The sequence below is a fragment of the Paraburkholderia hospita genome, assembly GCF_002902965.1.
Classification (GTDB): domain Bacteria; phylum Pseudomonadota; class Gammaproteobacteria; order Burkholderiales; family Burkholderiaceae; genus Paraburkholderia; species Paraburkholderia hospita.
The window spans coordinates 3,668,362-3,681,396 of record NZ_CP026105.1; the positions used below are offsets into that span (position 1 = coordinate 3,668,362).

General features: G+C 62.0%; 11 protein-coding genes. 5 read left to right on the forward strand and 6 right to left on the reverse strand.

Going from position 1 to position 13,035, the window contains the following annotated elements:
- Positions 1 to 174 precede the first annotated feature (174 nt).
- On the forward strand, positions 175 to 2,568 hold the full coding sequence (locus tag C2L64_RS16655) for a penicillin-binding protein 1A (protein WP_090836688.1): 2,394 nt from the start codon (positions 175 to 177) through the stop codon (positions 2,566 to 2,568).
- Positions 2,569 to 2,669: 101 nt separating this feature from the next.
- Here the strand turns inward: C2L64_RS16655 and cyaY are convergent, their stop codons facing one another.
- On the reverse strand, positions 2,670 to 2,987 hold the full coding sequence (cyaY, locus tag C2L64_RS16660; RefSeq protein ID WP_007585288.1) for an iron donor protein CyaY: 318 nt from the start codon (positions 2,985 to 2,987) through the stop codon (positions 2,670 to 2,672).
- A 35-nt stretch (positions 2,988 to 3,022) separates the two neighbouring features.
- On the opposite strand from cyaY, the gene lptM reads away from it, so the two are divergent.
- Both lptM and lysA read left to right on the forward strand, forming a co-directional pair.
- Positions 3,023 to 3,340 (forward strand): LPS translocon maturation chaperone LptM, encoded by a 318-nt coding sequence (gene lptM / locus C2L64_RS16665; protein WP_007585287.1) that lies wholly within the window; start codon positions 3,023 to 3,025, stop codon positions 3,338 to 3,340.
- Between the two features lie 9 nt (positions 3,341 to 3,349).
- Entirely contained in the window at positions 3,350 to 4,612 is a 1,263-nt protein-coding gene (gene lysA, locus C2L64_RS16670; protein WP_090836686.1) for a diaminopimelate decarboxylase, read from the forward strand.
- Between the two features lie 85 nt (positions 4,613 to 4,697).
- On the opposite strand, the gene msrQ is transcribed toward lysA, so the two are convergent.
- From msrQ to C2L64_RS16695, 5 genes are all read right to left on the reverse strand, one after another.
- Positions 4,698 to 5,396, reverse strand: a complete 699-nt coding sequence (gene msrQ, locus C2L64_RS16675) for a protein-methionine-sulfoxide reductase heme-binding subunit MsrQ (RefSeq protein WP_407671736.1) — start codon at positions 5,394 to 5,396, stop codon at positions 4,698 to 4,700.
- Positions 5,397 to 5,407: 11 nt separating this feature from the next.
- On the reverse strand, positions 5,408 to 6,400 hold the full coding sequence (msrP, locus tag C2L64_RS16680) for a protein-methionine-sulfoxide reductase catalytic subunit MsrP (protein WP_007585284.1): 993 nt from the start codon (positions 6,398 to 6,400) through the stop codon (positions 5,408 to 5,410).
- A 195-nt stretch (positions 6,401 to 6,595) separates the two neighbouring features.
- Positions 6,596 to 7,813, reverse strand: a complete 1,218-nt coding sequence (ccsB, locus tag C2L64_RS16685; protein ID WP_086909317.1) for a c-type cytochrome biogenesis protein CcsB — start codon at positions 7,811 to 7,813, stop codon at positions 6,596 to 6,598.
- Positions 7,814 to 7,817: 4 nt separating this feature from the next.
- Positions 7,818 to 10,052 carry a cytochrome c biogenesis protein ResB gene (locus tag C2L64_RS16690; protein ID WP_090836685.1) on the reverse strand — a complete coding sequence of 745 codons (2,235 nt, stop codon included), beginning with the start codon at positions 10,050 to 10,052 and terminating at the stop codon, positions 7,818 to 7,820.
- Between the two features lie 117 nt (positions 10,053 to 10,169).
- Positions 10,170 to 10,823 carry a c-type cytochrome gene (locus tag C2L64_RS16695; protein ID WP_007730716.1) on the reverse strand — a complete coding sequence of 218 codons (654 nt, stop codon included), beginning with the start codon at positions 10,821 to 10,823 and terminating at the stop codon, positions 10,170 to 10,172.
- Between the two features lie 266 nt (positions 10,824 to 11,089).
- On the opposite strand from C2L64_RS16695, the gene yihA reads away from it, so the two are divergent.
- Both yihA and hemB read left to right on the forward strand, forming a co-directional pair.
- Positions 11,090 to 11,752 (forward strand): ribosome biogenesis GTP-binding protein YihA/YsxC, encoded by a 663-nt coding sequence (gene yihA, locus C2L64_RS16700; RefSeq protein WP_090836682.1) that lies wholly within the window; start codon positions 11,090 to 11,092, stop codon positions 11,750 to 11,752.
- A gap of 236 nt (positions 11,753 to 11,988) precedes the next feature.
- The gene (hemB, locus tag C2L64_RS16705) at positions 11,989 to 12,987 is read left to right on the forward strand and encodes a porphobilinogen synthase (protein ID WP_090836679.1); all 999 of its coding nucleotides are present in this window, start codon (positions 11,989 to 11,991) and stop codon (positions 12,985 to 12,987) included.
- The last annotated feature ends 48 nt before the right edge of the window (positions 12,988 to 13,035 follow it).

Consider the following 13,035-nt stretch of genomic DNA (forward strand, 5'->3'; position numbering starts at 1 on the left):
AGCGCGACACGCAAGCGACATTCAGCCGAATGGCTAATGGTCGGGTAACTGATATCCGGCGACAATCAAAGGCACTACAGTGTTCTCATAGCCGTGCGATTGCGTCGGCCGTAAGCACGCCGAAAGCTGCCGGGTCGGGCGGCTATAATCGCGGGACCGTTTTCTGGTGTTCATATGCAATCCACGACTCCTACGTCACCGCCTCCAGCACCGCAGAAGCGCAAGCGTCCGCTCTGGCTGAAGATCATCCTTGGCTTCGTCGGGCTGATCTTCGCCGGGATCCTCTGCGTCTTGCTCGTGCTGGGTTACGCGCTGGTCGTCGCCACGCCCAATCTGCCTTCGCTCGACGCGTTGACCGACTATCGTCCGAAGGTGCCGCTGCGCATCTACACGGCAGATCACGTGCTGATCGGCGAATTCGGCGAAGAGCGGCGCGACATCGTGCACATGCGCGAGGTGCCGGACAATCTCAAGAAGGCAGTGCTAGCCATCGAAGACGCGCGCTTTTACGATCACGGCGGCGTCGATCTGATGGGTATCGCACGCGCCGGCGTAGTCGCGCTCACGAACGGCCATGCAACGCAGGGCGCGAGCACGATCACGATGCAGGTTGCGCGCAACTTCTTCCTGTCCAGCGAGAAGACCTACACGCGCAAGATCTACGAGATGCTGCTCGCGTACAAGATCGAATCGAAGCTGAGCAAAGATCAGATTCTCGAGGTGTACATGAATCAGATCTATCTCGGCCAGCGTGCGTACGGCTTCGCGAGCGCGGCGCGGGTGTACTTCGGCAAGGACCTGAAGGACCTGTCGCTGGCCGAATGCGCGATGCTCGCCGGTCTGCCGAAGGCGCCGTCCGCATATAACCCGGTGGTGAATCCGAAGCGCGCGAAGGTGCGTCAGGAATACATCCTTCAGCGCATGCTGGAGTTGGGCTATATCACGCAGGAGCAGTACGACACGGCGAGCCGCCAGCCGCTCATCGTCAAGGGCGCGGGCAAGGAGTTCAGCGTGCACGCGGAGTACGTCGCGGAAATGGTGCGGCAGATGATGTACGCACAGTACCGCGAAGAGGCGTACACGCGCGGCCTGAACGTCGTGACGACCATCGATTCCGCCGACCAGGACGCCGCATACCGGGCGCTGCGCAAAGGCTTGATGGACTACGAACGGCGTCACGGCTATCGCGGTCCGGAAGCGTTCATCGATTTGCCCGCCGACGCGGACGAACGCGAGCAGGCCATCGACGACGCATTGCTCGAGCATCCCGACAACGGCGAGATCATCGCGGCCGTGGTGACGTCGGCCAGTCCGAAGCAGGTGCAGGCGACGCTGATCGATGGCAACGCCGTGACGATCCAGGGCGACGGGCTGCGCTACGCGACATTCGCGCTGAGCGCACGCGCGCAGCCGAACCAGCGCGTGCGGCCGGGGGCGATCATTCGTATCGTGAAGAACGACGACGGCAACTGGTCGATCACGCAGTTGCCGCAGATCGAAGGCGCGTTCGTGTCCGTCGTGCCGCAGGACGGCGCGATCCGTGCGCTCGTCGGTGGCTTCGACTTCAACAAGAACAAGTTCAATCACGTGACGCAGGCATGGCGTCAGCCGGGTTCGAGCTTCAAGCCGTTCATCTATTCGGCGTCGCTCGAAAAGGGTTTGGGACCGGCAACCGTCATCAACGACGCGCCGCTCTTCTTCAGCGCAGCTGAAACAGGCGGCCAGGCGTGGGAGCCGAAAAACTACGGTGGCGGCTTCGATGGCCCGATGTCGATGCGCACCGCGCTGCAGAAGTCGAAGAACCTCGTGTCGATCCGCATCCTCAACCACATCGGCACGAAGTACGCCCAGCAGTACATCACGCGCTTCGGTTTCGATGCGGAACGTCACCCCGCGTATCTGCCGATGGCGCTCGGTGCAGGCCTCGTCACGCCGCTGCAGATGGCGGCTGGCTACTCGGTGTTCGCGAATGGCGGCTATCGCGTGAATTCGTATCTGATCGCCGAAGTCACCGATCAGCGCGGCGTGGTGGTCGCGCATGCGGACCCACTCGTCGCGGGCAGCAACGCGCCGCACGCAATCGAGCCGCGCAACGCGTACGTGATGAATAGCCTGCTGACGAGCGTCGCACAGCGCGGCACGGGCGCGAAGTCGAACGTCCTGAAGCGCACGGACCTCGCGGGCAAGACGGGCACCACCAACGATTCGCGCGACGCGTGGTTCGCCGGTTATCAGCACACGCTTTGCGCGATCGCGTGGATGGGTTACGACAGCCCACGCAGTCTCGGCGACAAGGAAACGGGCGGCGGGCTCGCGCTGCCCGTGTGGATCGACTACATGGGACGCGCGCTCAAGGGCGTGCCCGAGTACAAGATGCCGATGCCGGAAGACGTCGTATCGATCAGCGACGAGTTGTACTTCGACGACTTCACGCCGGGCAACGGCTTCGTGTCGACGGTCGGGGTGACGCTGCCGCCTCCCGAAGCGAGCGGCGCGGCAAGCGGCGCGCCAGCCCAGGTCGGCGCGCAGGAGAAGGAGGACATCATGAACCTGTTCAAAGGTCACTAAGTCCGGATTGCCGGTGAAAAAAAGCCGCTGCGTGTCGAACGCGGCGGCTTTTTCATTTTCGGCAAACGTGCATCGGCTTCACACGCGCCGACACGAAACGCTCAGGGCGCGATCTGGACGTCTTCGCCTGCCTGCTGCGTCGCGTATTCGGAAAGCGCCGCGTAAAACTCGGTGCCGTTGCGCGTATCGCGCCACGCGCCGTCGACAAAACGGAAGTGATATCCGCCCGACTTTGCGGCGATCCAGATCTCCTGCATCGGCGGCTGAAGATTCACGATGATCTTCGTGCCGTTCTCGAATTCGAGCGTCAGCACGTTGCCGCTGCGCTCGAATTCGACGTCGGCGTCCGTATCGTCGAGCGAGCGTTCGATGGCTGCCAGCACAGCCTCGGCGCGGGTCAGGTATTCACTGTCGGACATGCTAAACTCCAGCGATTAATTATTCAGGGACAGTCATGCGAGTCGTTTTCCGGACGAGCGCCACGGCCACGATTCTAGCGACTCTGGCTATTGTCGCAGGTGTCGCGCTCAGCGGTTGCGGACAACGCGGTTCGCTGTATCTGCCTACCGTTCCGCCGCTTCCGGCCAAGCCGACCGAACAGACCCAGCCGCCCTCGTCCGACGAAGTGAAACCCGGCGCCGAATCCGCTCAAGGTTCCGTTCCGGATACGTCGGGCACGCCGTTGTCCCTGTCGCCCGATTCCGAACTGCGCACTGCGCCGACGTCGAACGCGCCCGCCCAACCGGCGTCCGGCGCGTCCGAAGCTCAATAAGACTGCCGTATGACTCAATCCGCTTTTGCCTACGTCGACGGCGTGCTGCACGCTGAAGGCGTGTCCGCCGTGTCGCTTGCCGAGCAGTTCGGCACGCCGCTCTATGTCTACTCGCGCGCTGCGCTAACCGAGGCGTGGCATGCCTACGCCGACGCATGCGCCGGCCGGCACGCAACCGTGCACGTCGCTGTCAAGGCGAATAGCAACCTCGGCGTGCTCAACCTGTTCGCGCGCATGGGTGCGGGCTTCGACATCGTGTCGAGCGGCGAGCTGGCGCGCGTGCTCGCGGCAGGCGGCAAAGCGGAAAACACCGTGTTCTCGGGCGTCGGTAAGAGCGTCGCGGAAATGCGCGAAGGGCTCGCGGCGGGCGTGAAGTGCTTCAACGTCGAATCGATTCCCGAACTCGACCGCCTCAACGCGGTTGCGGGCGAAATGGGCAAGAAGGCGCCCGTGTCGCTGCGCGTGAATCCTGACGTCGATGCAAAGACGCATCCGTATATTTCGACGGGCCTCAAGTCGAACAAGTTTGGCGTTGCATTCGACGAAGCGCGTGCCACGTATCGCGCCGCCGCTGCGATGAAGCACCTCGACGTGGTCGGCATCGACTGCCATATCGGTTCGCAGATCACGGAAGTCGCGCCCTATCTCGACGCCGTCGACAAACTGCTCGAACTCGTCGAGCAGATCGAAGCGGACGGTGTGAAGATCAAGCATATCGATGTGGGCGGCGGACTCGGTATCACCTACGACGACGAAACGCCGCCGGATATCGGCGATTTCGTGCGCACGTTGCTCGACCGGATCGAAGCGCGCGGGCATGGCCATCGCGAGGTGTATTTCGAGCCGGGCCGCTCGCTCGTCGGCAATGCGGGCATGCTGCTCACGCGCGTCGAGTTTCTGAAGCCGGGTGTCGAGAAGAACTTTGCGATCGTCGACGCGGCAATGAACGACCTCGCGCGCCCCGCGATGTACGAGGCTTATCACGCAATCGAACCCGTCGTGCAGCGCGCCGGCGACAAGCATGTTTATGACGTCGTCGGTCCCGTGTGTGAAAGCGGCGATTGGCTCGGACGCGAACGCAAGCTCGCCGTCGAGCCGGGCGATCTTCTCGCGATCCGTTCCGCGGGCGCCTACGGTTTCGCAATGAGCTCGAACTACAACACGCGTGCGCGCGCAGCCGAAGTAATGGTCGACGGCGACAAGGCGTATGTCGTGCGCAAGCGCGAAGAAGTGAAAGACCTGTTCGCGGGCGAGACGGTTCTGCCGGAATAACATCCGCGCGTTTCGGACGCTCAAAGCAAAAAGGCGATGCGCTCACAACGCATCGCCTTTTTTGTCGCCTGTCGATTCGCGCTCGTCAGGTTTTTGCGCGTTGCCTGATCCTGTCGCGCGCCCAAACCAGCACGCGCCAGCCGAGCAACGCGATCACGATCGCGCCGTAAATCTTCGGCAAGATCAGATCGTGCTTGCCAGCCTTCATCCACCAGAAATGCAGGATCGCGAGCGCTGCGATCGGGTAGATGGCGCGATGCAGGGTCTGCCAGCGTCGACCGAGTTTGCGCACCATCGCTTTCGGCGACGTGATGGCAAGCGGTAACAGCAGCACGAACGCCGCAAAGCCGACCGTGATGAACGGCCGCTTGCCGATGTCCTTCACGATCGCGGCGATATCGAACCACTTGTCGAACCAGAAGTACGTCGTGAAATGCAGCGCGGCGTAGAAGAACGCGAAGAGGCCGAGCATCCGGCGAAAGCGCAGCAATGCGTTCCAGCCCGTCAACTTGCGCAGCGGCGTCACCGCGAGCGTGATGCAGATGAAGACCAGCGTCCACAAGCCCGTCGAGCGCGTGATGAACTCGATGGGGTTTGCGCCCAGCCCGCCCGTGAAGCCGAGCAGCACAAGCCGCGCAAGCGGATACAGCGCCGCGACGAATACCGCGATCTTCGCGGGCACGATCCAGCGGCTGGCGCCTGCGCTCGTGACGGCTTTTCGCGTCGAACGCACGGTGTTCGTGGCGTTGCTGGCGGTCGCGGTTTGGGTCGTATCGGTTGCCATGCGCGCCGCCATCAAAAGTTCTTCTTCAGGTCCATGCCCTGATACATCGACGCGACCAGATCGCCGTAGCCGTTGTACATCAGCGTGTTCCGCTTGGGCGTGAAGATGCCGTCACCGATGCGCCGTTCGGTCGCCTGGCTCCAGCGCGGATGGTCGACGTTCGGATTCACGTTCGAATAGAAACCGTACTCGCTCGGCGCGTAGGTGTTCCAACTGGTCGGCGGCTGCTTGTCGACGAAGCGGATTTTCACCAGCGACTTCGCGCTCTTGAAGCCGTACTTCCACGGCACGATGATGCGCACGGGCGCGCCGTTCTGATTCGGCAGCACCTGGCCGTAGACGCCCATCGTCAGCAGCGTCAGCGGATTCATCGCTTCGTCCATCCGCAGACCTTCCGAATAGGGCCATTCGAGAATCGGCTCGGACAATCCAGGCATCTGCGACGGATCGGCAAGCGTGATGAACTGTACGTATTTCGCGTTCGCCGTCGGTTGCGCGCGCTTGATGACTTCCGACAGCGGAATGCCGATCCACGGAATCACCATCGACCAGCCTTCGACGCAACGCAACCGGTACACGCGCTCTTCGAGCGGCGCGAGCTTCAGCAATTCGTCTATGTCGTAGACCTTCGCGTTCTTCACCTCGCCTTCGACGCTCACCTTCCACGGACGCGGCCGCAACGTCCCGGCGTTATGCGCGGGGTCGCTCTTGTCGGTGCCGAACTCGTAGAAGTTGTTGTACGTGGTGATGTCTTTGTAAGCCGTGACCTTGTCGGTGACGACGAACTTCGGATTGGTCTTCGCGCCGAGCTTCAGCGCCTTCGGATCGGGGGACGAATATTCCGCGTACGCCTCACCGTGCACGCCGATCAGGCTGCCGAGCGCCACCGCGCCCGCCGCCTGCAGGATGCGCCGGCGATTCTCGAACACGCGCTGCGGCGTGATTTCGCTGCGCGCGATGTCGTCGCCGTACAGCTGGCCTCGGTCGCTTCGCTTGATCCACATGCTGAAAACTCCTTGCCGGGCGCGTTGGCCCGATCGGTATCCATTCGACTCGCGCGTTGGAGTCGCCGTTCTTCATTCTCGGTTCTTCGTTCTGTTAACACACGCGGCGAGCGATTCTTCCATACCGGCATAAAAAAACCGCCGGTGCAGCGCACACGGCGGTTTCTGGTCGTTCCTACCCGGCAAAACTGAAACTTACAGCTTGCCGTAGCTATGCAGCCCCGACAGGAACATATTGACGCCGAGGAACGCGAAGCTCGTCACCAGCAGGCCCGTCAGCGCCCACCATGCGGCGACGGCACCGCGCAGGCCTTTCATCAGACGCATGTGCAGCCACGCTGCGTAGTTCAGCCAGACGATCAGCGCCCAGGTTTCCTTCGGGTCCCAGCTCCAGTAGCCGCCCCACGCTTCGGCGGCCCACAGCGCGCCGAGAATCGTCGCGATCGTGAAGAACGCGAAGCCGACGGCGATCGATTTGTACATGACGTCGTCGAGCACGTCGAGTGTAGGCAGGCGGTCGGCCAGCACGCCGTGCTCCTTCATCAGATACGCGACACCAACCATCGCCGACAGCGCGAAGCTGCCATAACCGATGAAGTTCGCGGGTACGTGAATCTTCATCCACCAGCTTTGCAGCGCGGGGACGAGCGGCTGGATCTGCTGCGCGTCGCGCGCAATTGAGTACCACATCAGGAAACCGACGGCCGCGCTGATCACCAGCAGCACGAACGCACCGAGCGAGCGCGTGTTGTAGTGCTGCTCGTAGTACAGGTAGAACAGCGCCGTAATCAGGCTGAACAGCACGAACACTTCGTAGAGGTTCGAGATCGGAATATGGCCGACGTCCGAGCCGATCAGATACGACTCGTACCAGCGCACCATCAGGCCGACGAAGCCCATCAGCACCGCCACCCACGTCATCTTCGAGCCGATCGCCGCGCCCGTCGGCGAACGCGACAGCATGCCGATCCAGTAGAACAGCGTGGCCAGCACGAACAGCGCGCTCATCCACAGGATGGCCGACTGGCTCGACAGGAAATACTTGAGGAAGAACGCGTGGTCGGCGCGGGCGAGATCGCCGCCGTAAATCTGGATAGCCGACAGCGACAGCACGGCGATGCACGCCATCAGCAGACGCACTGGTTTCCAGCGCCAGCCGAGCACGACGAAAACAGGCACCGTGCACACCAGCACCAGCTTGTCGTAGTAATTCATGTAGTCGTGGTAGCGCGACAGCGCAAACCCGGCGCCCGCGACCATCGCGAGCGCGAACAGCCAGTCGAACAGGCCGAGGCGCTTCAGGAATGGACGATCGTCCAGCAGCGCCTCGCCAGTCAGATGCGGGGTCGAGTGAGCCGCCGTATCGGCACGCGGCTTGGCGCGCGAGGATGAGGAAACTTGAGTCAGGTCCATGATCTTACCGGGTCGAATCGGATGAATCTGCGGACGCTTCGCTCGTTGCACGGGCGGCGCCCTTCGCCTCGTGGGCGGAATCGGCATCGACAGGCTTGCCGCCCAGCGCGACGCCGACGGCATCGCGGGTTTGGGCGAATTCCTTCTCGAAATCGAACGTTCTGCGCGCTGTCGACATCGCCATCACGACGTTCACGCCATTGCCGCCGTGCTCCGCGTCCTTGAGCCAGAACCACAGCCGCCGTTCGCGGACATAGAACATCGAAAAGATGCCCAACACGAGTAGCAGGCTGCCAAGATACACGACTTTTTTGCCCGGCGCGCGCGTCAACTGAAATACCGAAGCTTGCACCTGCTTGAAGGAGTCAAGCTGCAAATAGACGGGTGAACCGTACAGAAAGCTGTCGGAAATCGCGTTGATCGAACTCTGCACGAAGCGGCTCGTGGTCGGATCGGCCGTTGCCGGGCCTTCTCCCGCCTGCTTGCGCGCGAGTTGCCATACGTCCCACATCGAACCTTCGAGCATGCGAAGCAAAAGTCCTGCCGCCTTCTCCTGCTCTGCCTTGGGGACAGAGTGATCGATGAACGCGGCGACCGCCTGGAAACCGCCAATCTTCTGACCATTGACTGCCTTGCCCAGACTCGGATCGTCGCCCGCGAACAGCGTCAGCACGCGCGATGCGCTCTCTTCCAGATGCTGCTGCAATTCCGCGTTCGACTGGACCGAGCGCTGCGCGAAATCGCGCGCCGCCTGTGCGCGGATGGCGGGATCCTGGAGCGCCGCGCGCATCCGCATCCATTCGTTGACCGTGCCGCCCGCGTCGGCGGGAATGCGCAGATAGCGGAATGCATCGTCAGGATTCGCGCGCATGCCCGCGAGGAACACGCGCTCGCCGCTTACGTCGACGGGCAGCATGTAGTTGTTGTACTCGCGCGCCTGGCCGTCTTTATCGCGCACCTTGTACTGCACCGACGGGCCGACGTTATGCAGATCGACCGGTTTCGACGTCTTTGCGCCAGAGCCGAGGCGTTCGTCGAAGGCTTCCTTTAGCGACTGATGTGCGGCGACGCCGCGTGCATCGTTCTGGCCGTTGCCGTTCGAGATGTTCTCGACGTTGATCGCACGGAAATCGGCAAATTCGACCGTCTGGCCATCCGCGCCGGGCATCGACGCGCTCAACACCTTCGAGCCGCCAATCTCGCCGCTGAACGGCTCGTTCTTGACGTTGCTGCCCGTCATCGGCCAGGCCGTCGTCTGCATCTGCGAGCCGCCGTCCTGGAAGCTCGACTGATAGATCGACACGCCGTCGTATTCGAACGGCTTGTTCACCTCGACGCGTGCTGGGACGCGCGCGCCCGTCTTGTGGTCGATCACGACGATGTCGCTTGCAAAGAGCTTCGGCATGCCCGTCGAGTAGTAATCGACGATGAACTTGTTCAGTTCGATCGAGAACGGCAGATCCTGGATCAGCGAGCCGTCCTGCTGGTTCAGGATCGCCGTCGATACATGCTGGCCTTCCGGCACCCACGCGTAGCCGCGGAACGTCGGGTTGCCTTGCGACAGGCGATGCTCGGGCGGGATCTCGTTGATGACAGTGTTGCTGCGGATCGGCGTCTTGTCGAACAGCCACATCTGCAGCTTGATGGGCAGATTGCTGTCGAGCAGCCCGCCGATGCAGATGATCACGATCGCAATGTGGGCAGAGATGTAGCCGAGCTTGGTCAGCGCGCCGCGCTTCGCGGCGATCAGCGTCGCGCCTTCCGATTCGCGCGTCACGTACTTGTAGCCGAGCTTCGCCGACAGCTTGCCGAGCGTGGATGCGGCTTGCGCGCGCGTCGCGTTCGGCACCTCGAACTCGCCCTTGTGATGGAACGCGCGCAGGCTGCCTTCGCGGACCTTGTCCTTCCAGCTTTTCATATCGGCGATCATCTTCGGCGCGTTGCGGATCACGCACAGCGAGACCGACACGAGCAGAAAGCCGAGGATCAGCATGAACCACCACGCGCTGTACACGTTGTACAGGCTCAGCGAGCGGAAGATGTCGGCCCAGAACGGCCCGAACTGGTTGACGTAGTTCGGATACGGATCGTCCTGCGTGAGCACGGTGCCGATGATGCTCGCAATCGACAGGATCACGAGCAATGCGATCGCAAAGCGCATAGAACTCAGCAATTCGACGGACGTGCGCAGGAAGCGCTGCCGCGACTTCAACTCCAAACCCGACGTGGTGACGCTCATTCAAACTCCGACTGAACAGCAAAAAAGGGTGAAGGGACATCGCTGCTTGCGATTCCCTCACCCTTTTCTTGTTTTTTGCCGGCCATGTTCCAGCCGGCTTCGCTTTCGTACGGACTCTTAATGCAAGCCCGCGATGTAATCGGCCACCGCCTTGATCTCGCTATCCGACAAACGCGATGCGACGGCGTGCATTGCTTCGTTGTTGTTGCGCGCGCCCGGGCCCTGCGTGAACGCGGCCAACTGTGCCACGGTGTAATCCGCCCATTGCCCCGACAGGCGCGGATACTGTGACGGAATTCCCTGCCCCGTCGGCCCGTGACAGCTGGCGCACGCGGGAACGCCCTTGTCGGCGATACCAGCGCGATAAATCTTCTGCCCGAGGGGCACGGTGTCCTTGTTGTGCGCGTAACCCGGCTTCGGAGCCTGCGACGCGAAGTACGCCGACACGTTGACCATGTCCTGATCGGTCAGCGCCGCCGCCATACCCGCCATGATCGCATTGTTGCGCGCGGGCTGCTTCGCACCTGGCTGGGTTTTGAAATCTTTGAGCTGCTTGACGAGATACTCGGGGTGTTGGCCGGCGAGCTTCGGATACGCGCCGCCCGCACTGTTGCCATCCGCGCCGTGACATGAGGCGCACACCTGCGCTGCGATTGCCTGCCCCCGATTCAAATCCGGCTTTGCCTGATCTGCTGCTCTTGCCTGTACCGCCAAACCTGAAAGACCTGCTGCTGTGTGAAGTACCACCAGAAACTTGCCCAGTCGATTCATTCGCACACCCTGTTTCGTCTTGTGGGAATTAGAGGTTCTGCAAAATACGACAGCGACCGATCAGCCGCCGAGGCCCGCGCGGCGGCCTCTCAGGTTTTCAGTAAACCATCGTATTGTACAATAACTCGCTAATCGATCTGGCGCCAGTCGGGCCTCTCCGGCCTTTACGGCGGGGCTGCATCGCCCTGCAGGGCAATTCATCACGTCCGCCGATGTGCGCAGGACGTCCGCTCGACGTCCATTCACCCCTCCATCTGGTCTCCTCCATGTCTTTTCTGCTCCACCAAGCGCGCTTTTTTACGACCGTCAATCACTTGCGCGATCTGCCGCCTACGCCGCAACCCGAGGTCGCTTTCGCGGGGCGGTCGAATGCGGGAAAGTCGACGGCCATCAACCTCCTCTGCAACCAGAAGCGGCTCGCGTTTGCCAGTAAAACGCCTGGGCGCACGCAGCACATCAACTACTTTTCGGTGGGACCGGCGGACGAACCTGTCGCGCATCTCGTCGATCTGCCCGGCTATGGCTATGCCGAAGTGCCCGGCGCGGCGAAGGCTCATTGGGAGCAGTTGCTGTCGAGCTATCTGCAAACGCGGTCGCAGCTGCGCGGCATGATCCTGATGATGGATTCGCGCCGGCCGCTCACGGAACTGGACCGCCGGATGATCGAGTGGTTCGCGCCGACGGGCAAGCCGATTCATACATTGCTCACCAAGTGCGACAAATTGACTCGTCAAGAGAGCATCAACGCGTTGCGGGCGACGAAGAAAGGGCTGGATGAATATCGCGCGGCGGGTTTTCAGGGCGAACTGTCCGCCCAGCTTTTTTCCGCGCTCAAGCGGGTCGGCCTCGACGAAGCGCACGAACTGATCGAAGGCTGGATTGCGCCCGGCATGGCGGGCGATTCCGACGAACCGGCTTCGGCTGAATAAGGCCAGAAGGGCCGCCGCGACACGTGGGCGGCGGTTTTCGTTCGCCCAGAAAAAAACCCGCCGCTAGAAAACGGCGGGTTAAACAGCCTAATCGAAAAACGACAGGCACCCGCTCAGGGAGGAGAAGCGGGGAGGTCAGCGCTAGGCGCCTTGCTCGATCGGTATGATATACCATTGTCTCGAAAAGTTTCTGGCACGGTGCCGCCAGCATTTTTGACTTTTGCAGATATCCCCACATGAGCTTCTATCCGCATCACCGCCCTCGCCGCATGCGCCGGGACGACTTTTCGCGCCGCCTGATGCGCGAGAACATCCTCACCACCAATGATCTGATTTACCCCGTCTTCGTAGTCGAAGGCACGAATGTCCGTCAGGCCGTTCCGTCGATGCCTGGCGTCGAGCGTGTGTCCGTCGATCTGCTGATGGGCGTCGCCGAGCAGTGTCTCGAACTGGGCGTGCCCGTGCTGTCGCTGTTCCCGGTGATCGAGCCGTCGCTGAAGACGCCCGACGGCCGCGAGGCAACCAATGAAGCCGGCCTGATTCCGCGCGCGGTGCGCGAGTTGAAGAAACGCTTCCCCGAACTCGGCGTGTTGACGGACGTCGCGCTCGATCCGTACACGAGCCACGGCCAGGACGGCGTGCTCGACGAAAACGGCTACGTGATCAATGACGAAACGGTCGAGATTCTCGTCGAGCAGGCACAGACGCAGGCGCAGGCGGGCGTCGACATCGTCGCTCCGTCCGACATGATGGACGGCCGGATCGGTTCGATTCGCGAGATGCTGGAAAGTGAGGGCCACATTCACACGCGGATCATGGCTTATTCGGCGAAGTTCGCGTCGGCGTTCTACGGCCCGTTCCGCGATGCCGTCGGTTCCGCGGCGAATCTCGGCAAGGGCAACAAGATGACGTATCAGCTCGATCCCGCCAACTCGGACGAGGCGCTGCGCGAAGTGCGCGCCGACATCGAAGAAGGCGCGGACATGGTGATGGTCAAGCCGGGCATGCCTTATCTGGATATCTTGCGTCGCGTGAAGGACGAGTTCCGCTTTCCGACTTATGTGTACCAGGTGAGCGGCGAATACGCGATGCTGAAGGCCGCCGCGCAAAACGGCTGGCTCGATCACGACAAGGTGGTGATGGAATCGCTGCTCGCGTTCAAGCGCGCAGGCGCGGATGGCGTGCTGACCTACTTCGCGCTGGACGCTGCGCGCTTGCTGCGGGCGCAGAAGTAAGGTTGCGATGCCTGCCGCGTCGCGGTTTCGCGGTAGGTATCGACTGAA